We start from the raw sequence: 22,602 nt of genomic DNA, 5'->3' as shown, positions 1-22,602 counted from the left end.
CGCGGCCGAGGAGACCCCATGCCTTCCGATTCCTCCATCTTCAGAACCGCCGCCGCCTACGCGGCCAGCGCCCAGCCTGCAGCGAGCGAAGGTGGCGTGGCCTTGTCGGTGCCGCGGCTCAATCTGTTCTATGGCAAGAAGCAGGCCCTGCATGACATCGCCCTGGAGATCCCGCGCCAGCGGGTCACCGCCTTCATCGGCCCCAGCGGCTGCGGCAAGTCGACCCTGCTGCGCTGCTTCAACCGCATGAACGACCTGGTGGAGGACTGCCGCATCGACGGCGAGATCCTGCTCGACGGCCAGAACATCTATGCCCGCGGCACCGAGATCGCCGAGTTGCGGCGGCGGGTGGGCATGGTGTTCCAGAAGCCCAACCCCTTTCCCAAGAGCATCTACGAGAACGTCGTCTACGGCCTGCGCATCCAGGGCATCAAGCAGAAGCGGGTGCTCGACGAGGCGGTGGAATGGGCACTGCACGGCGCGGCGCTGTGGGAAGAGGTCAAGGACCGCCTGCACGAGTCGGCCCTGGGCCTTTCCGGCGGTCAGCAGCAGCGCCTGGTGATCGCCCGCACCATCGCCGTGCAGCCCGATGTGCTGCTGCTCGACGAACCCTGCTCGGCGCTGGATCCCATCTCCACCCTCAAGGTGGAAGAGCTGATCCACGAACTGAAACAGCGCTACACCATCGTCATCGTCACCCACAACATGCAGCAGGCGGCGCGGGTGTCCGACTACACCGCCTTCATGTACATGGGCCAGCTGGTCGAACACGGCGACACCGATACCCTCTTCACCAACCCGGCGAAGCGGCAGACCGAAGACTACATCACCGGCCGCTACGGCTAGTTCCAGGCAGGCCGGTGCCCCACCCGGCGACTCGCTCCTCTCAGGCAGGACTGACAGCATGATCAACAAAGAAGGCCACACGCAGCACATCTCCCAGCAATACAACGTCGAACTGGAAGAGGTCCGCAGCCACCTGCTGGCCATGGGCGGTCTGGTGGAAAAGCAGGTCAGCGACGCCGTGCGCGCGGTGATCGACGCCGATGCCGGCCTGGCGCACCAGGTGCGCGCCATCGACGACCAGATCGACATCATGGAGCGTGGCATCGACGAGGAATGCCTGCGCATCCTGGCCCGGCGGCAGCCCGCGGCCTCCGACCTGCGCCTGATCATCAGCATCTCCAAGTCGGTGATCGACCTGGAGCGCATCGGCGACGAGGCCTCCAAGATCGCCCGTCGCGCCATCGAGCTGACCGAGGACGGCGAGGCCCCGCGCGGCTACGTCGAGGTCCGCCACATCGGCGAACAGGTGCGCAAGATGGTCCACCAGGCGCTGGACGCCTTCGCCCGCTTCGACGCCGACCTGGCCCTCTCGGTGGCCCAGTACGACAAGCTGATCGACCGCGAATACAAGTCCGCGCTGCGCGAACTGGCCACCTACATGATGGAAGACCCGCGCTCCATCTCCCGCGTGCTGAGCATCATCTGGGTGCTGCGCTCGCTGGAACGGGTCGGCGACCATGCGCGCAACATCGCCGAACTGGTGATCTACCTGGTGCAGGGCACCGACGTACGGCACATGGGCCTCAAGCGCATGGCCGAAGAGGTCAATCGGTCGCGCGAATGATCCGCCCGGTCACTCCCCGGGTGGCGTCCCGGACCTGCCTGCTATGCTGGAAGACTTGGCATGGAGTGACCGATGAGCAAGTTGAACGTACTGGTGGTGGATGATGCGCCCTTCATTCGCGATCTGATCAAGAAGGGCCTGCGCAACCTGTTTCCCGGGCTGACGGTGGACGAGGCGGCCGATGGTCGCCGCGCCCAGACGATGCTCGGCAAGCAGCGCTTCGACCTCATCCTCTGCGACTGGGAAATGCCCGGCATGACCGGTCTGGAATTGCTGAGCTGGTTTCGTGCCCAGCCGGACCACAAGGGCGTGCCCTTCATCATGGTCACCAGCCGCGGCGACAAGGAAAACGTCGTCCAGGCCATCCAGGCCGGCGTGTCCGACTACATGGGCAAGCCCTTCTCCAACGAACAGCTGGCGGCCAAGGTCAAGAAGGCCCTGCAGCGTACCGGCAAGCTCGCCGAACTGCAGGCCGGCGCCCAGCCGCGCCCGGCCACCGGTTTCGCCAATGACTCCCTCGGTGCCCTGACCGCCGGCCGCAGCGACGTGGTCCAGGCCGGCGCCGCACCGGTCGCGGCGCCGGCCGCCGCCTCCAGTGCCGCCCTGCTTACCGGCGGCGCGCCGCCGCCACCCGCCCGCGGTAAGCCCGCCGCCAACTTCGGCCAGGGCCAGCTGCGGCTGCCCAACGCCAGCATGGCCTGCCTGATCAAGGCCATCAGCATCAAGGAGGCCCTGCTGGTAGTCCGCCGTGGCGATCCGCTGCCGCAGATCCTGGAAACCGCCGTGCTCGACCTGGAGCAGGGCGAAGACGGTGACGACGTGGCGCGCCTCAACGGCTATCTGCATTCCCTCAGCGCGGTGGAAGCGACGCCGGCCAGCGAGTGGGTGCAGGTCAACTTCCGTTTCATCGACCGCGACCCGGCCAAGCTCGACTACCTGTCACGGCTGATCGCCAAGGGCACCGCCCAACGGCACTACGTGCCGGGCGCCTAGGGCAGGGGGCACGATGAAGGGCCTGGCACGGAGACTGCTTCGCGCTGAGACACCGCGGATTTCTGACGCCCTGCCCATGCCCCTTGCCTGTCGCCTGCTGCTGCTGCTGTCGCTCGCCCTCTCGGGCCCCGTCCTGGCGGCGCCCATCTACAAGTACGTCGATGCCAACGGCGTGGTCACCTACACCGACAAGGCGCAGAAGGGCGCCAAGGTGATGACCTTCAGCGACGATCCGATCGAGCGGCTCGACCAGCGGGTCAAGCTGCAGCCGCGGCACTATGCCGGCGGCACGGTGCTGGAGGTGCGCAACGATAGCTTCCTGCCGGTGACCGTCACCCTGCGCCTCTCGGCGCTGCAGAATGTCAGTGGGGTCGGCGAGACGCCCATCCGCAAGGTCCTGCCGGCGCGCAGCCTGACGCGCCTAGCGACCCTGATCGCGCCCGACCCGGGTCGTCCGCAGCGCTATACCCCGCAGCTCACCACCCTGATGGGCAGTGCCACCCCGGTCTTCGCCTCCGGTTTCGCCTATCCGCTGCCCTGGCTGGGCGGTCCCTTCAACGTCAGCCAGGGCGCCGGCGGCGGCTTCAGCCACAACACGCCCAAGAGTCGCTATGCGGTGGACATCGCCATGCCCGAGGGCACGCCCATCGTGGTCTCGCGCGCCGGTCAGGTGGTGGAGGTGGAGAACGACCAGGACGGGCGCGGCAATCACCCCTCCGGCAACTTCGTGCGCATCCTCCACGACGACGGCACCATGAGCGTCTACCTGCACCTGCAGCGGGGGTCGATCAAGGTCGCCGAAGGCCAGTGGGTGCGCCCAGGGCAGGCGCTGGCGTCTTCCGGCAACACCGGGCGCAGCACCGGGCCGCACCTGCACTTCGTGGTCCAGCGCAACACCGGCGAGGCGGTCGAATCCATCCCCTTCCGTTTCGCCCAGGCGGTGGACAGCCTGCCCAATTTCGCCGTCGGCGGACCCTGAGCGCGGGGGTCAGCCTTGGGCGTCGAGGTACTCGCTCGGCGAGACGCCCAGTACCCGGCGAAACATCCGGGTAAAGGCCGAGGGCGAGGCATAGCCCAGATCCAGGGCCACCCGGGTCACCGGCTCGCCGGCGGCCAGGCGCGGCAGGGCCAGCATCAGCCGGGTATGCTGGCGCCAGGTGGAAAAGCTGGTGCCGGTTTCCTTGAGGAACAGCCGCGCCAGACTGCGCGAGCAGAGGTGCAGTTGCTGCGCCCAGGTCGCCAGCGCCGTGTCGTCGGCGGGATCGGCGTGCAGACTGGTCTGGATGGCACGCAGCCGCCGGTCGGCCAGCGCCGGTAGGTGCAGGGCGGTCTCTTCGAGAAACACCAGTTCCGCCAGCATCAGCGCCCGCACGTGACTGCCGAGTTCGGCTTCGCCGTAGGAGGCGCCGCCGCGTCTTAGGCAGCGCAGCAATTCGCGCAGCAGCGGCGAGATGAGCACCATGCGGGTGGCCGCCTGGGGACAGGGCAGGCCGCTCGGCAATTCGATGATCACCACCTGCAGGGTGGCCTCGCCGTTGGCCCGTGCCTGGTGCTCGATGCGCGGCGGGATCCAGATCGCCTGCTTGGGCGGCACGTACCAGACCCCTTCGTGGGTGGTGACCTCCAGCACGCCGTTGACCGTGTACATCAAGTGCGCCTGATCGTGCACATGGGGCGGCCATACCTGGCCATGGGCGAAGGTGCTGAGCTGGGATACCAGGGGACCGGCGGGCGGGATGGGCGCATCCGCCACGACGCTCCGCGACCGGTCGATTGTCTGTTCCTGCATAACAGCTGTCCGTTTCGGTTGGGCATGGTCAAGGCGCTAGGACCTAACCTGCAGCACTATGGCCGGAGCATTAGGCAAGCCCAGGGGAGATCCCTCTGCACGCCGAAGACATGCCTCACGCGGGAGTGTCGCACAGAACACCTACCGCCTGGCTGGCCCGCCTGAAACGTCAGGCCTGTATTTGAACTACCGTCCGATCGGTGGCAGCGTGGCACAGGGATTTGAGTGCCACGCTTTTTTATTCCGACGATGCTTTGCCAGCGGCTTCACAAAGCCGAGGTTTGGCCATCGCTCACCCTGCACGGCTTTGTTAGGTTCTGTCCTTGCCCATCATGGTGGCCCTATGCCATGGACCGACGCCTGACCGCCCTGATCTCCTGCCTGACCCTCGCCCTGACCATGCCCGCCCTCGCGCCGGCTGCCGAAAAGGCGACCCTGACCAAGACCTCCGTTAAGAGCCCGGCCCGCAAGGGGCAGGTCAAGCTCAAGGTGCGCAATGCCAGTGAAGGCCGCATCTTCGAGGTCCGCAACGATTTCGACGTGCCCGTGCGGGTCGAGCTGCGCCTGCAGCGCACCGTCAACGTGGCCGGTGCCGAGCGCCCGATCCGGCAGGTCATCGAGCCACGCTCCACGGTGCAGCTGGCGGTGATCCGCAAGCGGCAGCAGGGCTTTCCCATGCACTTCGACCAGGCATTCAGCTACAGTCCGCAACTGCCGGTCGGCACCCTGCCGCCGCTGGCGACGGGCGCTCCGGGCGGTGCCGATAACGGCATCGGCTATGGCTATGCCTGGCCCTGGCGCCAGGGTGTCTACTACGTGACCCAGGGCGCCGGCGGCGATTTCAGCCACAACACGCCCAAGGGTCGCTATGCCGTGGACATCGCCATGCCCGAGGGCACGCCGATCAGCGCCGCCCGGGCCGGCACGGTGATCGACGTGGAAAACGGCCAGTTCGGCCATGGTCCTAACCCCTCCGGCAACTTCGTGCGCATCGCCCACGAGGACGGCAGCCAGAGCGCCTACCTGCACCTGCGCCGCGGCTCGGTCAAGGTGCGGCCCGGCGAGCGGGTGGAGATCGGCACGCCCCTGGCGGAGTCGGGCAACACCGGTCGCAGCACCGGACCCCATCTGCACTTCGTCGTCCAGGCCCACACGGGCGGCGAAATGGTCTCCATTCCCTTCCGTTTCGTGCGGCCGCTGGCGGCCCTACCCAACATGGCGCTGGGCGACCGCTGAGTCCGCGCTCCAGGGCATTCCAGACAGGTTGATGCCATCGAGTCCGTCCGGGACCCGGGCCCCTTGTCGCCTATAGAAATCCCTTGGCAGGAGCAGGGTTGGTGGCGTTATGCTATCACCTCGCTTTTTCCTCCAGGGCACTGGTGCTACAGCTGCCTTCCCTTCCTCCAGGCTGTGGATGCCGCCCCATGAATGGATTCCTGGCCGCCCTGCGCGCCGGTGGGCGCAATCGGGCCTTGCACCTGCTGGTATGGCTGCTGATCGCCCTCGACGGCCAGGCGCAGGTGCTGCGGCTCGACGATCCGGCGCGCAGCTACGATCCCCGGCCGGCGCTGGAGATTCTCAAGGCGCCCGCTAGTCTGACCTTTGCCGAGGCCGCCGCGCGCCCACGCGGGGGCGAGGACGGCTGGCACGCGCCCGACGAGCTGGAAATGCTGCTCCATGACGGTCGCCAGGGGCTCTGGCTGCGCTTCGCCATCCAGGGCCGCGACGACCAGGCCTGGTGGCTGATTCCGACCTGGCCGGTGCTGGATCGCCTGGACCTGCGCAGCCGCGATGCCGATGGTCGCTGGAGTCCGCTGCAGCAGAGCGGCCTAGCGCTGCCGGCGACGCAACGGGCGCTGCCCGGGCGCCAGCTGATGTTCGCCCTGGCGCCGACCGCCGGCGCCGTGGAGGAGGTCTACCTGCGGCTGGATTCGCGGGAGACCTTTGTCCTGCCGCTGCGCCTGGTGACGCCGGCCACCTATCTGCGCGAGGCGCAGCAGGATGCCTGGCTGGTCGGCAGCTTCTTTGGCTGTCTGATCACCATCCTCTTGCTGACCCTCACGCTGTGGGGGTTCGGCCGCCGCTCGGGCTTTGGCTGGTACGCCCTCTATCTGCTCAGCGTCATCGGCTATCAGGCGGTCACCAGCGGCTATGGCGCCTGGCAACTCTGGCCGGAGAGTCCGGCCTTCGCCTTGCGTGCGCACCTGGCCTTCGCGGCCCTGTGCTTTCTGAGTGGCGGCTTGTTCGTGCGTTATCTGCTCAGTCTCTATCACGGCGGCCGCTGGATTGATTTCGGCAATCGCCTGCTGATCGGCTACTGGAATGTGGCGCTGGTCATCACGCTGATCTGGCCACACCTGCTGAGCTTCCAGGAAATGCTCGGCATGATGGCGTTGAGTTGCCTGGGGCTGCTGGGCACCACCACCTACCTGGCGTTGCGCGGCAGCCGCATGGCGCTGTGGTTCAGCGCCGCCTGGGCCCTGCTGTTGCTGGGCAGCTCGATCCAGCTGCTGGCCGTGGCCGGCTGGCTGGCCGCCGACAGCCTGGCCTTCCATGGGCAGATGGCCGGTTTCGCCCTGGGCTTCGTGATGCTGTCGCTGGGGCTCACCGAGGGCCTGAGTCTGCAGCGGCGGGCGCGGATCGAGGCGCAGCGGCAGGCGCTGGAAGCCTCCACCGCCCTGGCCCGGGAGCGCGAGGCCTCCTTTGTCGAGTTGGAGTTGCGGGTGGCGCTGCGCACCGTGGAATTGCAGCAGGCCAAGGCCTCCCTGGAGCGACTGAATCGCGAATTGCTGCACCAGAGCCAGACCGATCCCCTGACCGGACTCGGCAATCGCCGGCACTTCGAGCGACTCTTCCAGCAGGAGATCCGCCGCGCCATCCGCGCCGAACTGCCGCTGGCGGTGCTGCTGGTGGACATCGACCACTTCAAGGCGGTCAACGATACCCATGGCCACACCCTGGGCGACGAATGCCTGAGGTGCGTGGCCGAGGTGTTGCGCCAGCACGTCCAGCGGGCGGGGGAGGTGGCGGCGCGCTATGGCGGCGAGGAATTCGTCATCGCCCTGCCCGGGAGCGATCAGCTGGCGGCCCGGACGCTGGCGGAACGCATCCGCAAGGACGTGGCCGGGCTGGAGTTGCAGACCGAGCAGGGCCGCCTGCGGCCGTCGATCAGCATCGGGGTCGCGGTGGCCGTGCCGAGCAATCTCGAACATGGCCTGGGGCTCCTGGAAGACGCCGATCGGGCGCTCTACACGGCCAAGCGCGGCGGGCGCAATCGTGTCTGCCTGAGCGATGGTCTGCCGGAACTGGGCAGCGGACGCGGCTGAAGCCGCGCCGCCTCAGCGCTCCTCCGGCTGGCGCCGGCGAACGTCCTTGGGATCCAGCTTGATGACCTTGGCCAGGACGATCTTGGGACCCTTCATCTTCTTGACGATGATGCGCAATCCCTCGGCCTCCAGCACCGTCTCCTCTTCCGGAACGCGCTTCAGGCTGTCGTAGATCAGGCCGGCCAGGGTCTCGGCCTCGACGTGATCCAGATCGATGCCCAGCAGTCGCTCGACCTTGAACAGCGGGGTGTCGCCGCGCACCAGCAGCTTGCCCGGCTGGTAGGCGACCACGCCGCGTTCGGTCTTGCGGTGTTCGTCCTGGATGTCGCCCACCAGGACCTCGAGCACGTCTTCCATGGTCAGGAAGCCGATGACCTTGTGGTCGGCTTCCTCCACCAGCACGAAGTGCGCGCCGCCGCGGCGGAATTGCTCCAGCAGGTCGGACAGCGGCATGTGCTTGGTCACCCGCTCCAGCGGATGCACCAGGTCGTCGAGGTCGAAGGAGGCGGCTTCACTGTCCAGGCCGGCGATGGCCAGGAGCAGGTCCTTGATGTGCAGCACTCCGGTAAAGGTCTGGCTGTCTTCGTCATAGACCGGATAGCGGCTGTACTTGGAGCGGCGGATCTGGGTGAGGATCTCGTCCAGGCTGGCCTTGCTGTCCAGGTAGATGAGGTCCTCGCGGGAATTGGCCCAGTCCACCACCTCCAGCTCGCCCAGTTCCACCGCCGAGGCCAGCACCCGGCTGTCCGGATCGGTGGCGCGGTTGGAGTGCAGGATCAGCTTGAGTTCGTCGCGGCTGTAGTGGTGCTCGTGGTGCGCGCCCGGCTCGCCCTGGCCGGCGATGCGCAGGATGCCGTTGGCGCTGGCGTTGAGCAGCCAGATGGCCGGATACATCAGCCAGTAGAAGAGGTACAGCGGCACCGCCGTCCACAGCGAGAGCAGGTCGGGCTTGCGGATCGCCCAGGACTTGGGCGCCAGCTCGCCGACCACGATGTGCAGGTAGGAGATGATGAAGAACGCCGAGAAGAAGGCGACGCCGTGGATCACCTCGGGGCTGCTGACGCCGACGGCGCCGAGCAGGGGTTCGAGCAATTCGGCGAAGGCTGGCTCGCCGACCCAGCCCAGGCCCAGGGAGGCCAGGGTGATGCCGAGCTGGCAGGCGGAAAGGTAGGCGTCGAGCTGGTTGTGCACCTTCTTGAGAATGCGCCCGCGCCAGCCATGCTTCTTGGCGATGGCCTCCACGCGGGTGGCGCGCAGCTTGACCATGGCGAACTCGGCGGCGACGAAGAAGCCGTTGAGCAGCACGAGGAAGAAGGCGAAGAACACGAGGCCGAGGTCGGCGAACAACGTCGAGGCGAGACTGGTGGAAGGGTCCATTAGGGCCGAGAGCTGGGGAAAGGTCGGCTAAGCATGGGGGCGGGGCAGGGCAGTTGCAAGATGTTGCGCCCACCGGAGGGACGGGGCGCACCCTGGGCTGACGGGCAGCGGCTCTGGCGCCGACCTTTGCCGGCGAGCCTTTTTCGCTAGGTCCAGCCTTCCAGACGCATGGTGGCCCGTACCAGGCGCTGCTCTTCCTGCTCGATCTCGCGCAGGCTGTCCCGGACGCTGTGGATGTGCTCGCGGGCGGCGGCGTGGGCTTCGTCGGGCAGGCGCTGGCTCACCGCGGCATAGAGGCGGGCATGCTGGGCGTCGATTTCGCGGCGCTGCGGAGGCCGATGGTAGAGATTGGCGATGCAGGCGAACACCGAACCCAGCAGCAGCTCGTTGAGCGATTGCAGGGTGTGCACCAGCACCGGGTTGTGCGAGGCCTCGCTGATCGCCAGGTGGAAGGCGTGGTCGAGGCGGGCGTGGGTTTCCGCCGGCAGGCTCGCCGGATCCTGGCAGGCGGCGCACAGCTCGTCGTAGCGGCGGCCGATGAGCACCAGGTCGGCGGTGGTGGCGCGCAGCGCGGCCAGGCGCGCGGCTTCGCCTTCCAGCAGGGCGCGGACCTCCAGCAGGTCATAAAGGGTGCGCGGCTGGCTGCTGAACAGGTGCAGCAGCGGATTCTCCGCCGCTGGCGCCGCCAGGCGGGCAACGAAGCTGCCCTGGCCGTGGCGGGTCTCGATGATGCCGCGGGCGCGCAGCAGCCCCAGGCCCTCGCGCAGGGCGGTGCGCGAGACGCCGAGCTTGTCGCACAGGCGCCGCTCGGACGGCAGCGGCTGGCCGACCTTGAGCACCCCGTCCACCACCAGGCGTTCGATCTGCTGGCTGACGTTCTCGGCGACGGGAAGACGGGCGACGGGCGCGGACATGGCGATTTCCTGCTGGTATGACCACGAGGTTTGGCGCTAGTGGGCCACTGGCCGCTTTCGCCGTCAAGTGGGCTGAAAACGGCTCATCCTTTGGTCGAAGAGCCTGAAAAAACTGGTATGACCAGTGCCTCGAGCCATGGACGCCCGCGTTGCAGTCGGGGTACAACGAAGCCTTTCCAGCCAGAACAACAACAATGGCGGTTACCCGATGAGCCTGGTCTACGACGAACGTCTCGACGGCGCCTTGCCCCGCCCGGACAAGGCGCGACTGCTGCAGCGGTTGCGTGCCGAACTGCCCGAACACTGCCTGCTGCACGACAGGGAAGACCTCAAACCCTATGAGTGCGACGGCCTGGCGGCCTATCGCACCACGCCGCTGCTGGTGGTGCTGCCGGAAACGGTGGAGCAGGTGCAGGCGACCCTGCGCCTCTGCCACGAACTGCAGGTACCCCTGGTGGCGCGCGGCGCCGGTACCGGGCTGTCCGGCGGCGCCCTGCCACTGGAGCAGGGCGTGCTGCTGGTGATGGCGCGCCTCAATCGCATCCTCGAGGTAGACCCCGATGGCCGCCGCGCCCGGGTCCAGCCTGGCGTACGCAACCTGGCCATCTCCCAGGCCGCGGCGCCCCACGACCTCTACTACGCGCCCGATCCCTCCTCGCAGATCGCCTGCTCCATCGGCGGCAACGTCGCCGAGAATGCCGGTGGCGTGCACTGCCTGAAATACGGCCTGACCGTGCACAACGTGCTGGCGGTGGAGGTCGTCACCCTGGAAGGCGAGCGCCTGACCCTGGGCAGCGCCGCCCTGGACAGCCCCGGCTTCGACCTGCTGGCGCTGTTCACCGGCTCCGAAGGGCTGCTCGGGGTGGTGGTGGAGGTGACCGTCAAGCTGCTGCCCAAGCCGCCCTGCGCCCGGGTGGTCATGGCCAGCTTCGCCGACATCGAGCGCGCCGGGGCGGCGGTGGCCGACATCATCGCCGCCGGCATCATCCCCGGCGGCCTGGAGATGATGGACAACCTGACCCTGAGAGCCGCCGAGGACTTCATCCACGCCGGCTACCCGGTGGACGCCGCGGCCATCCTGCTCTGCGAGCTGGACGGGGTGGAAGCCGACGTGGCCGCCGACATCGAGCGCGTCAGCAGCCTGCTGGCCGCCGCCGGTGCCACCGAGATCCGCCTGGCCCGCGACGAGGCCGAGCGGCAGAAATTCTGGGCCGGGCGCAAGAACGCCTTTCCCGCGGTGGGGCGGCTGTCGCCCGACTACTACTGCATGGACGGCACCATTCCACGCCGCGCCTTGCCCGAGGTGCTGCGCGGCATCGAGGCGCTGTCGGCGGAATACAGCCTGGCGGTGGGCAATGTCTTCCATGCCGGTGACGGCAACCTGCATCCGCTGATCCTCTTCGATGCCAACCGGCCCGGCGAGCTGGAGCAGGCCGAGGCCCTGGGTGGCCGCATCCTCGACCTCTGCGTGGCGGTGGGCGGCACCATCACCGGCGAACACGGCGTGGGTCGGGAAAAGATCAATGCCATGTGCACCCAGTTCCAGTCCGGCGAACTGCTCTTCTTCCATGCGGTGAAGGCCGCCTTCGACGCCCCCGGGCTGCTCAATCCCGGCAAGAACGTGCCGACCCTGCACCGCTGCGCCGAATTCGGTGGCCTGCACGTGCATCGCGGCCAGTTGCCCCACCCCGAACTGGAGCGCTTCTGATGGACAGCCTGGAACTGCTCCTCGACCAGGTCCGCGAGGCCCTGGTCCGCCGTCAGCCGCTGCGCATCCATGGCGGCGACACCAAGGCTCGGCTGGGGCGCCCGGTGGACGGCGAGCCGCTGGACGTCAGCGGCCATCGCGGCCTGGTGCACTACGATCCCACCGAACTGGTGGCCACGGTGCGCACCGGCACGCCGCTGGCCGAACTCGATGCCGCCCTGGCCGAACGGGGGCAGATGCTGCCCTGCGAACCGCCGCGGCTGGGGGCGGGCGCCACCGTCGGCGGTACTCTGGCCTGCGGCCTCTCCGGTCCGCGCCGCCCCTGGGCCGGCAGCCTGAGGGATTTCGTCCTGGGTACCCGTCTGATCACCGGCACCGGCGAGCACCTCAGATTCGGCGGCGAGGTGATGAAGAACGTCGCCGGCTATGACGTCTCCCGCCTGCTGGCCGGCAGCCAGGGTTGCCTGGGGGTGATCACCGAGGTGTCCTTCAAGGTGCTGCCCAGGCCGCGCTGCACCCGGAGTCTGAGCCTGGAACTGGACGCCGCGCGCGCCCTGCAGCGCCTGGCCGTCTGGGGCCGCGAAGCCCTGCCGATCTCGGCGGCCTGCCATGACGGCCAGCGGCTGCACCTGCGCCTGGAGGGCGGCGAGGGCTCGGTGCGCTCGGCCGTCGATCGCCTGGGCGGCGAAGCCCTGGGCGAGACCTTCTGGGACGAGCTCAACGAACAGCGGCTGGCCTTCTTCGACGATCCCAGGCCGCTGTGGCGGCTGTCGGTACCGGTCAATACCCCGCTGCTGGAGTTGCCCGGCAGCCTGTTGCTGGACTGGGGCGGTGCCCAGTACTGGCTCAAGAGCGATGCCCCGGCCACCGTGCTGCGCGGGATCGCCGAGCGCGCCGGTGGCCATGCGCTGTGCTACACGCCGGACGCCGAGCGCGAGGCCCAGCATCCGCTGCCGGCCGCGCTGCTCGACTATCACCGCCGCCTCAAGGCGCGCCTGGATCCCCAGGGGATCTTCAATCCGGGTCGGCTGTACGCCGGGCTGTAGGGGAAAGACCTCATGCAAACCAATCTGAGTCCCGCCGCCCGCGAACTGCCCCGCGCCGCCGATGCCGAGCGGGTGCTGCGCAGCTGCGTGCACTGCGGCTTCTGCAACGCCACCTGCCCGACCTACCAGTTGCTCGGCGACGAGCTGGACGGCCCGCGCGGGCGTATCTACCTGATCAAGGGCATGCTCGAAGGCGGCGAGGTCAGCGAAAAGACCCGCGAGCACCTCGACCGCTGCCTGACCTGCCGCAACTGCGAGACCACCTGTCCCTCGGGCGTCTCCTATCACGAATTGCTCGACATCGGCCGCGCCGAGGTGGAGCGCCGGGTACCGCGCCCGCTGGGCCAGCGGCTGCTGCGCGCCGGGCTGCGCCAGGTGCTGCCGCAGCCGCGCCTGTTCGGGGCGCTGCTGAAAGGCGGCCAGGCACTGAAGCCGCTGCTGCCGGCAGGCGTCCAGGCCAAGCTGCCGGCGCGCATCGCCGCCCCGGGCGTGCGTCCGGCACCACGCCACGCGCGGCGCATGCTGATCCTCGAAGGCTGCGTGCAGCCGGGGCTGTCGCCCAACACCAATGCCGCCACCGCGCGGGTGCTGGATCGCCTCGGCATCAGCCTGGAGGCCGCGCCCCGCGCCGGCTGCTGTGGCGCGGTGGACTACCACCTCAATGCCCAGGAAGCCGGCCTCGATCGTGCCCGGCGCAATATCGACGCCTGGTGGCCGGCGCTGCAGGACGGTGCCGAAGCCATCATCCAGACCGCCAGCGGCTGCGGCGCCTTCGTCAAGGAGTACGCCAGCCTGCTCAAGGACGATCCGGCCTATGCGGCCAAGGCGCGTGAAGTCTCGGCGCGCACCCGCGACCTGGTGGAGGTGCTGCGCGAGCTGCCGCTGGAAGAGCTGCAGCTGAAGGACACCCCGCGACTGGCCTTCCACTGTCCCTGCACCCTGCAGCACGCCCAGCGCCTGGGTGGCGCCGTGGAAGGCGTCCTGCAGCGCCTCGGCTTTCCGCTGGCGCCGGTGCCCGACGGCCACCTCTGCTGCGGCTCGGCCGGCACCTATTCGCTGACCCAGCCGGACTTGTCGCGGCGGCTGCGCGACGCCAAGCTCGACGCCCTGGAGAGCGGTCACCCCGAGGTGATCGCCACCGCCAACATCGGCTGCCAGAGCCATCTCGACGGCGCCGGGCGTACCCCGGTGCGCCACTGGATCGAAATCCTCGACGCGGCCCTGGCCGCTCCGACCCAACCCTGAACCCTGGAGGCCCCATGAAGACCAAAGCCGTGCTCACCCTTGCCGAGATCGACACCCTGCTGGCCGCCGGTCGCGCCGAAGCCGAGCGCCAGGGCTGGGCCGTGTGCATCGCCGTGGCCGATGACGGCGGCCACCCGCTGGCCCTGCTGCGCCTCGATGGCGCCGCGCCCAACAGCGCCTACATTGCCCCGGAAAAGGCGCGCAGCGCCGCCCTGGCGCGCAAGGAGTCCAAGGTGCTGGAAGAGATGATCAACAACGGCCGCACCGCCTTTCTCAGCGCGCCGCTGATGCAGGGCATGCTCGAAGGCGGGGTGCCCATCCTGGTGGACGGCCAGGTGGTGGGCGCGGTCGGCGTCTCCGGCGTCAAGGCGCCGGAAGATGCGCAGGTCGCGAAAGCCGCCATCGCCGCGCTGGGTTAACCCTCTCTCGACATTTTCGTTACCAAGGAAAGCCATCATGACCGACCGCACTACCCTGGGCCGCCTGCAGGTGGCCACCGAGCTGCAGCGTTTCATCGACGAGGAGGTGCTGCCCGGCACCGGACTCGACACCGCCGCCTTCTGGTCGGGCGTGGACACCCTGGTGCACGAGCTGGCACCGCGCAATCGCGAACTGCTGGCCGAGCGTGATCGCCTGCAGGTCGAGCTGGACAACTGGCACAGCGCCCATCCCGGCCCGGTCACCGATCTGGCCGCCTACCAGAGCTTTCTGGAAGGCATCGGCTATCTGCAACCGGTCCCCGGCCAGGTGCAGGCCTCGACGGCCGGTGTCGACCGCGAGATCGCCGAGCAGGCCGGTCCGCAGCTGGTGGTGCCGGTGCTCAACGCCCGCTACGCCCTAAACGCCGCCAACGCGCGCTGGGGTTCGCTGTACGACGCCCTCTATGGCACCGACGCCCTGTCCGAGAGCGACGGCGCCGAGCGCGGCAAGGGCTACAACCCCACCCGCGGTGCCAAGGTGGTGGCCTTCGCCCGCCAGGTGCTGGACGGCGTGGCACCCCTGGCCAGTGGCTCGCACAAGGACGCCACCGCCTACCGCATCCAGGACGGTCGCCTGGTGGTGGACCTCAGGAACGGCACCAGCGAACTGGCCGATCCGGCCGCCTTCGTCGGCTTCCAGGGCGAGGCCGCCGATCCGTCCGCGGTGCTGCTGCGCCATAACGGCCTGCACCTGGAGATCCAGATCGACCGCGACAGCGCCATCGGCAAGACCGACGCCGCCGGGGTCAAGGACCTGCTGATGGAAGCCGCGGTCAGCACCATCATGGACCTGGAAGACTCCATCGCCGCGGTGGACGCCGCCGACAAGGTCCTGGCCTATCGCAACTGGCTGGGCCTGATGAAGGGCGACCTGGTTGAGGAGGTCAGCAAGGGCGGCGAGACCTTTACCCGCCGCCTCAATCCCGATCGCCAGTACCAGGGCGCCGACGGCCAGCCGCTGAGCCTGCACGGGCGCTCGCTGCTGTTCATCCGCAACGTCGGCCACCTGATGACCAATCCGGCGGTGCTGCTGGAAGACGGCCGCGAGATCCCCGAGGGCATCCTCGACGCCCTGGTCACCGTGACCATCGCCATGCACGACCTCAAGCGCCAGGGCAATTCCCGCAGCGGTTCGGTGTACATCGTCAAACCCAAGATGCACGGCCCGACCGAGGTGGCCTTCGCCGTCCAGCTGTTCGACCGCGTCGAGTCCCTGCTGGGGCTGCCGGCCAACACCGTCAAGCTGGGCATCATGGACGAGGAGCGCCGCACCAGCGTCAACCTCAAGGCCTGCATCGCCGCCGCCGCCGCGCGGGTAGCCTTCATCAACACCGGCTTCCTCGACCGCACCGGCGACGAGATGCACACCGCCATGCTGGCCGGGCCCATGCTGCGCAAGGGCGACATGAAGACCTCCAGGTGGATCACCGCCTACGAGCGCAACAACGTGCTGGTGGGCCTGGCCTGCGGCCTGCGCGGCAAGGCGCAGATCGGCAAGGGCATGTGGGCCATGCCGGATTTGATGGCGGCCATGCTGGAGCAGAAGATCGGCCATCCCAAGGCCGGCGCCAACACCGCCTGGGTGCCGTCGCCCACCGCCGCCGTGCTGCACGCGCTGCATTACCACCAGGTCAACGTCCAGCAGGTACAGCAGGAGCTGGAACGCAGCGACGTCGACGCCGCCCGCGGCGAATTGCTCGCCGGCCTGCTCAGCGTGCCGGTGGCCGAGTCGCCGGACTGGTCCGCCGAGGCCATCCAGCAGGAACTGGACAACAACTGCCAGGGCATCCTCGGCTACGTGGTGCGCTGGGTCGACCAGGGCGTCGGCTGCTCCAAGGTGCCCGACATCCATGACGTCGGCCTGATGGAAGACCGCGCCACCCTGCGCATCTCCAGCCAGCACATCGCCAACTGGCTGCACCACGGCGTGGTAACCGCCGAGCAGGTGGACGAGACGCTGCAGCGCATGGCCAAGGTGGTCGACGGCCAGAACGCCGGCGATGCCCTCTACGAGCCCATGGCCGGCCACTTCGACAGCTCCTACGCCTACCGCGCCGCCCGCGACCTCATCTTCAAGGGCCGCGAGCAGCCCAGCGGCTACACCGAGCCGCTGCTGCACGCCTGGCGCCTGAAGAAGAAAGCCGGCGCCTGATCCGGCCAGGGCTCCCGTCCGCCGCGGGCGGGAGCCGCTTCCCCAGGTGAGGTGCCGGTGGTCCTCCGACCACCGCCTCTTCCCTTGCCACTGGCGAATTTTTATACTATCGGGTCCCCCGTTCCCGGGATCATCATCGCCACGAGGAAGACCATGGCCCGCGTTACTGTCGAAGACTGCCTGGACAACGTAGACAACCGATTCGAGCTGGTCATGCTCGCCACCAAGCGCTCGCGCCAGCTGGCCACCGGCGGCAAGGAGCCCAAGGTACCGTGGGACAACGACAAGCCCACCGTCGTCGCCCTGCGCGAGATCGCCGAAGGCCTGGTCGACGAGGAAGTCATCCGTCTGGACGACATCGTCGAAGAAGAGCCGCTGTTTGCCGCTTTCGAAGTCAACGAAGAAGCGGACGGCGAGGCCCTCTAAGCCATGGCCGCCGAGCCTGCGTATGGTGACGTCCGCCCGACCGGCATCGATCTGCTGGCCGAGCGTCTGGCGGACTACCTGACCCCCGACCAGGTCAACCTGGTCAGGCGGGCCTACTACTACGCCGAGCAGGCTCACGATGGGCAGCGCCGCCGCAGCGGCGAGCCCTATGTCACCCATCCGCTGGCCGTCGCCAACATCCTCGCCGACATGCACATGGACCATCAGAGCCTGATGGCGGCCATGCTGCACGACGTGATCGAGGACACCGGCATCGCCAAGGAAGCCCTGGTCGCCCAGTTCGGCGAAACGGTGGCGGAGCTGGTGGACGGGGTCAGCAAGCTGACCCAGATGAAGTTCGAGACCAAGGCCGAGGCCCAGGCGGAGAACTTCCAGAAGATGACCATGGCGATGTCCAAGGACATCCGCGTCATCCTGGTCAAGCTGGCCGACCGGCTGCACAACATGCGCACCCTGGACGCCATGCCGCCGGACAAGAGCCGGCGCATCGCCAAGGAAACCCTGGAAATCTACGCGCCCATCGCCAACCGGCTGGGCATGCACGATTTCTACGTGGAATTCGAGGACCTGGGTTTCCGCGCCATGCACCCGATGCGCGCCGAACGCATCCAGCGGGCGGTCAAGACCGCGCGGGGCAATCGCCGCGAGATCCTCGGCAAGATCCAGGAATCCCTGGCCAACTGCCTGGCCCGTGATGGCCTGGACGGCGAGGTGGTCGGGCGCGAAAAGCACCTGCACAGCATCTACCAGAAGATGCGCGGCAAGCGTAAGTCGTTCAACGAGATCATGGACGTCTACGGCTTCCGCATCATCGTCGACAAGGTCGACACCTGCTACCGGGTGCTCGGCGCGGTGCACAATCTCTACAAGCCGTTCCCGGGGCGCTTCAAGGACTACATCGCCATCCCCAAGGCCAACGGCTACCAGTCCCTGCACACCACCCTGTTCGGCATGCACGGCGTGCCCATCGAGATCCAGATCCGCACCCGCGAGATGGAAGAGATGGCCAACAACGGCATCGCCGCCCATGGTCTGTACAAGGCCGGCGGCGACGAGCCGCGCGCCAGCCACCTGCGCGCCCGCCAGTGGGTGAAGGGCATTCTCGAGTTGCAGCAGCGCGCGGGCAACTCCCTGGAATTCATCGAGAACGTGAAGATCGACCTCTTCCCCGACGAGGTTTACGTCTTCACCCCCAAGGGTCGCATCATGGAGCTGCCCAAGGGCTCCACGGCCGTGGACTTCGCCTATGCGGTGCACACCGACGTGGGCAACAGCTGCATCGCCTGCCGCATCAATCGTCGCCTGGCGCCGCTGTCGCAGCCGCTGGGCAGCGGCGAGACGGTGGAGATCGTCACCGCGCCCGGCGCCCGGCCCAATCCGGCCTGGCTCAACTTCGTGGTCACCGGCAAGGCGCGCACCAACATCCGCCACGCGCTCAAGCAGCAGCGTCGTTCCGAGTCCATCAGCCTTGGCGAGCGCCTGCTGAACAAGGCGCTGTCCGGCTTCGGCACCCAGCTGTCGAAGATCTCGCCGATGCGCATCCTCTCGGTACTGGGCGAGTACAAGGGCGTGGTGCTGGAAGACCTGCTCGAAGAGATCGGCCTGGGCAATCGCATGGCCTACGTAGTGGCGCGGCGCCTGGTGTCCGGCAGCGAGCAGGAAGAGCCGCTGGAGCCGCAGCCCGGCACCACGCCGCAGGGGCCGCTGGCCATCCGCGGTTCCGAAGGCCTGGTGATCAGCTACGCCAAGTGCTGCACGCCGATTCCGGGTGACCCCATCATCGGCCACCTGTCAGCCGGTAAGGGCATGGTGATCCACCTGGAAAACTGTCGGAACATCGCCGAATTCCGGCACAACAGCGAAAAGTGCATCGTGCTCAACTGGGCCAAGGACGTCACCGGCGAATTCAGCGTCGAGTTGCGTGTCCAGCTGGAGCACCAGCGTGGCCTGATCGCCATGCTGGCCAACAACGTCACCGCCGCGGACGCCAACGTCGAGAAGATCGGCATGAACGAGCGCGACGGCCGGGTCAGCGTGGTCCAGCTGGTGGTCAGCGTGCGCGATCGCGTGCACCTGGCGCGGGTGATCAAGAAGCTGCGGACGCTCAAGGGCGTGGCCGGTATTACTCGGGTTCGCAGCTGAGAACCTGCTCACGATCTGCTGCGCGTCGGCCAGACGGCGTTGAAAATGCCCTGGGTCGCCAGCCCGGTCGGAATGCTTATTACCACTCGTAAACTCCGCTTCCTCAGGCATTTTCGCCTTGTTTGTCTCTAGCTCGCGCGATCGTGAACAGGTTCTGAGGTTGCAGCGGATCGCCACCGGCTTGCAGAATCGGGCCTTTCCCGCACAGGAGCGACCCATGAGCAAGCAAGTGATCCACACCGACAAGGCGCCCGCCGCCATTGGCACCTATTCCCAGGCGATCAAGGTCGGTGACACCGTCTATCTCTCCGGGCAGATCCCGCTCAACCCGACCAGCATGGAGCTGGTGGACGGCTTCGAGGCCCAGGTGGTCCAGGTCTTCGAAAACCTCAAGTCCGTCGCCGAAGCCGCGGGCGGTTCGCTGGCCGACATCGTCAAGCTGAACATCTTTCTGATCGACCTTGCCCACTTCGCCACCGTCAACGAGATCATGGGTCGCTACTTCCAGCAGCCCTATCCCGCGCGCGCCGCCATCGGCGTGGCAGCCCTGCCGAAGGGCTCCCAGGTGGAAATGGACGGAGTGCTGGTGCTGGGTTGATCCCGGCGCAGAATCCGTAGGTTGGGTTGAGCGCAGCGAAGCCCAACGACAGGGAGCCCTGATGGCTCGGCCTGTTGGGCTTCGACGATGGAGCCGTCTCAACCCAACCTACGGGGCATCACGGTTGCAGCGGTGGCTTGCCGAGGCGGTGGGTGGCCGTAGGTTGGGTTGAGCGTAGCGAAGCCCAACAACAAAGCGCTGATGGCTCGGCCTGTTGGGCTTCGACGATGGAGCCGTCTCAGCCCAACCTACGGAGCCATCGCGGCCGCGTCGGAGGAGTGCGACGGCTCCAAACGAAAAAAGCCGACCGTCTCGCGACGGTCGGCTTTTTTATGCCCGTGTGATCAGGCCGGGATGGACTTGATCTTCGGCATCCGCGCCCAGCAACGGTGCTTGGCGATGGCGGCGAAGAAGTCCTGCTGTACCGCCTTGAAGTCGCCGCCGGTCAGCAGCGCTTCGTCGGGGCTCAGATAGACCGCCTTGAGCAACTGCTCGGCTTCGCCGGTGAGGGCGATGGCCTTGAGGTGCTTGTAGGCTTCCAGCAGGTAATGCTTGATCACGCCGTCGTCGAGCATGGCCTTGACGCTCTCGGCGCCGCCCGGCACATAGACCGCGTCCAGCGCCACCGAAGGCATGCCCTCGGCCGAGCCATCCACGGCCACTTCGCTGCCGTCGGCGGCCTTGACCGGGCCGGCGGTGGGGCCGAGCACCTTCACATGGGCGCCTTCAGCCTTGAGCGCCTGCTTGATGGCGTCCACTTCGCTGGCGATGACGCCGTCACCCACCAGTACCGCCACCTTGAAGCCCTTGATGTTGCCGGACAGCAGGTTGAGCTGGCTCAGCGCCGGCGACTTGTCGATGGACACCTTGCGCGGCTGCACGGTGGGCGCGGTGGGCGGGGTCACGCCGATCTTCTTGGCGACCTTCTGCGCCAGTTCCAGATCGATGTTGGCGAGGATCTCGTTGACCTGCCGCTCGCGGATCCACATCCGCTCGACCTTGCCCAGCTCGAAGCTGTAGGCGTCGGCAACGTGGGACTGTTCGGCTTCCGACAGGCTGTTGTAGAACAGCGTGGCCTGGGAGAAGTGGTCGCCGAAGGTCTCGCTGCGCTCGCGCACCTTGTGACCGTCGATGCGCTCGTAGTAGCTCTCGAAACCGCCATCCTGGGGCGCCGGCGGGGTTTCCTTGGGCCAGCCGCCATCGATGGAGTTGGGCTCGTAGGAGGCGCGCCCCTTGTCGATGGTCATGCGGTACTTGGCGTCGCGCTGGCCGTTGTGGTTCGGCACCACCGGACGGTTGACCGGCAGCTCGTGGAAGTTCGGTCCGCCGAGACGGCTGATCTGGGTGTCGGTGTAGGAGAACAGCCGACCCTGCAGCAGGGGGTCGTTGCTGAAGTCGATGCCGGGCACGACGTGGCCGGGACAGAAGGCCACCTGCTCGGTCTCGGCAAAGTAGTTGTCCGGGTTGCGATTGAGCACCAGCTTGCCCAGCGGGGTGATGGGCACCAGCTCCTCGGGGATGATCTTGGTGGCGTCGAGGATGTCCCAGTCGAACTTGTGCTCGTCTTCCTCGGGGATGATCTGCACGCCGAATTCCCACTCGGGATAGTCGCCGGCCTCGATGGCTTCCCAGAGGTCGCGCCGGTGGGCGTCGGTGTCCTTGCCGGCCAACTTCTGGGCTTCGTCCCACACCAAGGAACGCACGCCACCGGCGGGTTTCAGGTGGATCTTGATGAAGACGCCCTTGCCGGCGGTGTTGATCATGCGGAAGGTGTGGATGCCGAAACCCTGGATGCTGCGCAGGTTCACCGGGATGGCGCGGTCGGTCATGGTCCAGAGCACCATGTGCGCCGACTCGGGCACCAGGGAAACGAAGTCCCAGAAGGTGTCGTGGGCGCTGCCGCCGGTGGGGATCTCGTTGTGCGGCTCGGGCTTCACCGCATGGACGAAGTCGGGAAACTTGATGGCGTCCTGGATGAAGAAGACCGGCATGTTGTTGCCGACCATGTCCCAGTTGCCTTCCTCGGTGTAGAACTTGATGGCGAAGCCGCGCACGTCGCGCACGCTGTCACCGGAGCCGCGCGGGCCCTGCACGGTGGAGAAGCGCACGAACACCGGCGTCTGGTGATTGGGGTCGCGGAAGAGGGCGGCCTTGGTCAGGTCCGACCAGTCCTGGTAGGGCTGGAAATAGCCATAGGCACCGGTGCCGCGGGCGTGGACGATGCGCTCGGGGATGCGCTCGTGGTCGAAGTGGGTAATCTTCTCCCGCATGATGAAGTCTTCGAGCAGGGAAGGTCCGCGGGTGCCGGCGCGCAGCGAGTTCTGGTTGTCGGCGATCTTCACGCCGTGATTGGTACGCAGTGCCTGGCCGGTGGCATCGGAACGGAATTGCTCCAGTTGCTCGATCTTCTTCGAGGTGTTCTGGCGATCCAGGGTATCGGTACCGGCGAGTTCACTCTTGGGGGGCGTAGCCATGGAAAGTCCTCATCAGGCGCCTGGAGGGCGCTCTTTGCGTCCCCTACGGAATGTGGGGCAAATTCAGGCAGTCTTCTAGTGACTCGCAGCCCAGAGCCGGTGTTCCGCTTGGCTGATGCGAAGCGACGGGCTGTCCCCCAGGGAAGTCCCGGCGCGGGACTGGCCATATGCCTTTATTGGCTTAATACCCGACAACAAGTGCTAAGCAGATATAAGCGCGCGCGTTAAACTGCGCGGCTGGATCACCCTCCAGTTGTCTGACGATACCCACAAGGTTTTTCC

Annotated in this window: 18 protein-coding genes; 14 read left to right on the top strand and 4 right to left on the bottom strand. The window is 67.4% G+C overall.

From position 1 onward, the window contains the following. Positions 1–18 precede the first annotated feature (18 nt). The 4 genes from pstB (at position 19) to FHR73_RS13585 (ending at position 3,602) form a co-directional block, all read left to right on the top strand. Positions 19–846, top strand: a complete 828-nt coding sequence (gene pstB / locus FHR73_RS13600; RefSeq protein ID WP_183631946.1) for a phosphate ABC transporter ATP-binding protein PstB — start codon at positions 19–21, stop codon at positions 844–846. Positions 847–904: 58 nt separating this feature from the next. Continuing rightward, positions 905–1,630, top strand: a complete 726-nt coding sequence (phoU, locus tag FHR73_RS13595) for a phosphate signaling complex protein PhoU (protein WP_183631944.1) — start codon at positions 905–907, stop codon at positions 1,628–1,630. Between the two features lie 72 nt (positions 1,631–1,702). Next, positions 1,703–2,623: a response regulator gene (locus tag FHR73_RS13590; RefSeq protein ID WP_183631943.1), complete on the top strand. Its 921-nt coding sequence runs from the start codon at positions 1,703–1,705 to the stop codon at positions 2,621–2,623. 76 nt (positions 2,624–2,699) lie between these two features. Further along, the gene (locus FHR73_RS13585; RefSeq protein ID WP_183631941.1) at positions 2,700–3,602 is read left to right on the top strand and encodes a M23 family metallopeptidase; all 903 of its coding nucleotides are present in this window, start codon (positions 2,700–2,702) and stop codon (positions 3,600–3,602) included. Between the two features lie 9 nt (positions 3,603–3,611). On the opposite strand, the gene FHR73_RS13580 is transcribed toward FHR73_RS13585, so the two are convergent. Continuing rightward, the gene (locus tag FHR73_RS13580; protein ID WP_183631939.1) at positions 3,612–4,412 is read right to left on the bottom strand and encodes an AraC family transcriptional regulator; all 801 of its coding nucleotides are present in this window, start codon (positions 4,410–4,412) and stop codon (positions 3,612–3,614) included. A 348-nt stretch (positions 4,413–4,760) separates the two neighbouring features. Between FHR73_RS13580 and FHR73_RS13575 the strand changes: the two genes are divergently transcribed. Continuing rightward, the gene (locus FHR73_RS13575) at positions 4,761–5,648 is read left to right on the top strand and encodes a M23 family metallopeptidase (protein WP_183631936.1); all 888 of its coding nucleotides are present in this window, start codon (positions 4,761–4,763) and stop codon (positions 5,646–5,648) included. A 188-nt stretch (positions 5,649–5,836) separates the two neighbouring features. Then, on the top strand, positions 5,837–7,738 hold the full coding sequence (locus FHR73_RS13570; RefSeq protein ID WP_183631935.1) for a diguanylate cyclase: 1,902 nt from the start codon (positions 5,837–5,839) through the stop codon (positions 7,736–7,738). Positions 7,739–7,750: 12 nt separating this feature from the next. On the opposite strand, the gene FHR73_RS13565 is transcribed toward FHR73_RS13570, so the two are convergent. Together FHR73_RS13565 and glcC are read right to left on the bottom strand one after the other, a co-directional pair. Then, positions 7,751–9,115 carry a hemolysin family protein gene (locus FHR73_RS13565; RefSeq protein ID WP_183631933.1) on the bottom strand — a complete coding sequence of 455 codons (1,365 nt, stop codon included), beginning with the start codon at positions 9,113–9,115 and terminating at the stop codon, positions 7,751–7,753. Between the two features lie 146 nt (positions 9,116–9,261). Then, positions 9,262–10,029 carry a transcriptional regulator GlcC gene (gene glcC / locus FHR73_RS13560; RefSeq protein WP_183631932.1) on the bottom strand — a complete coding sequence of 256 codons (768 nt, stop codon included), beginning with the start codon at positions 10,027–10,029 and terminating at the stop codon, positions 9,262–9,264. A gap of 208 nt (positions 10,030–10,237) precedes the next feature. On the opposite strand from glcC, the gene glcD reads away from it, so the two are divergent. From glcD to FHR73_RS13520, 8 genes are all read left to right on the top strand, one after another. Beyond that, the gene (gene glcD / locus FHR73_RS13555) at positions 10,238–11,737 is read left to right on the top strand and encodes a glycolate oxidase subunit GlcD (protein WP_183631931.1); all 1,500 of its coding nucleotides are present in this window, start codon (positions 10,238–10,240) and stop codon (positions 11,735–11,737) included. Beyond that, a complete protein-coding gene (gene glcE / locus FHR73_RS13550) occupies positions 11,737–12,783 on the top strand; it encodes a glycolate oxidase subunit GlcE (protein WP_183631930.1) in 1,047 nt (348 codons plus the stop codon). The genes glcD and glcE overlap by 1 nt, the downstream gene beginning before the upstream one ends. Before the next feature lie 12 nt (positions 12,784–12,795). Continuing rightward, positions 12,796–14,028: a glycolate oxidase subunit GlcF gene (gene glcF / locus FHR73_RS13545; protein WP_183631929.1), complete on the top strand. Its 1,233-nt coding sequence runs from the start codon at positions 12,796–12,798 to the stop codon at positions 14,026–14,028. A 14-nt stretch (positions 14,029–14,042) separates the two neighbouring features. Beyond that, on the top strand, positions 14,043–14,447 hold the full coding sequence (locus FHR73_RS13540) for a heme-binding protein (protein WP_017639294.1): 405 nt from the start codon (positions 14,043–14,045) through the stop codon (positions 14,445–14,447). A 37-nt stretch (positions 14,448–14,484) separates the two neighbouring features. Continuing rightward, positions 14,485–16,659 (top strand): malate synthase G, encoded by a 2,175-nt coding sequence (locus FHR73_RS13535; RefSeq protein ID WP_183631928.1) that lies wholly within the window; start codon positions 14,485–14,487, stop codon positions 16,657–16,659. 153 nt (positions 16,660–16,812) lie between these two features. Then, positions 16,813–17,085: a DNA-directed RNA polymerase subunit omega gene (gene rpoZ / locus FHR73_RS13530; RefSeq protein WP_007161465.1), complete on the top strand. Its 273-nt coding sequence runs from the start codon at positions 16,813–16,815 to the stop codon at positions 17,083–17,085. 3 nt (positions 17,086–17,088) lie between these two features. Beyond that, positions 17,089–19,248 carry a bifunctional GTP diphosphokinase/guanosine-3',5'-bis pyrophosphate 3'-pyrophosphohydrolase gene (gene spoT / locus FHR73_RS13525; protein ID WP_183631926.1) on the top strand — a complete coding sequence of 720 codons (2,160 nt, stop codon included), beginning with the start codon at positions 17,089–17,091 and terminating at the stop codon, positions 19,246–19,248. A 217-nt stretch (positions 19,249–19,465) separates the two neighbouring features. Further along, positions 19,466–19,846, top strand: a complete 381-nt coding sequence (locus tag FHR73_RS13520) for a RidA family protein (protein WP_007161463.1) — start codon at positions 19,466–19,468, stop codon at positions 19,844–19,846. A gap of 344 nt (positions 19,847–20,190) precedes the next feature. On the opposite strand, the gene katE is transcribed toward FHR73_RS13520, so the two are convergent. Further along, positions 20,191–22,320, bottom strand: a complete 2,130-nt coding sequence (gene katE / locus FHR73_RS13515) for a catalase HPII (protein ID WP_183631924.1) — start codon at positions 22,318–22,320, stop codon at positions 20,191–20,193. Positions 22,321–22,602: the final 282 nt, after the last annotated feature.

Origin of the sequence: Pseudomonas sp. AS2.8, assembly GCF_014190935.1 — a bacterium.
GTDB lineage: Bacteria > Pseudomonadota > Gammaproteobacteria > Pseudomonadales > Pseudomonadaceae > Chryseomonas.
This window is presented reverse-complemented; position numbering and strand designations above follow the sequence as displayed.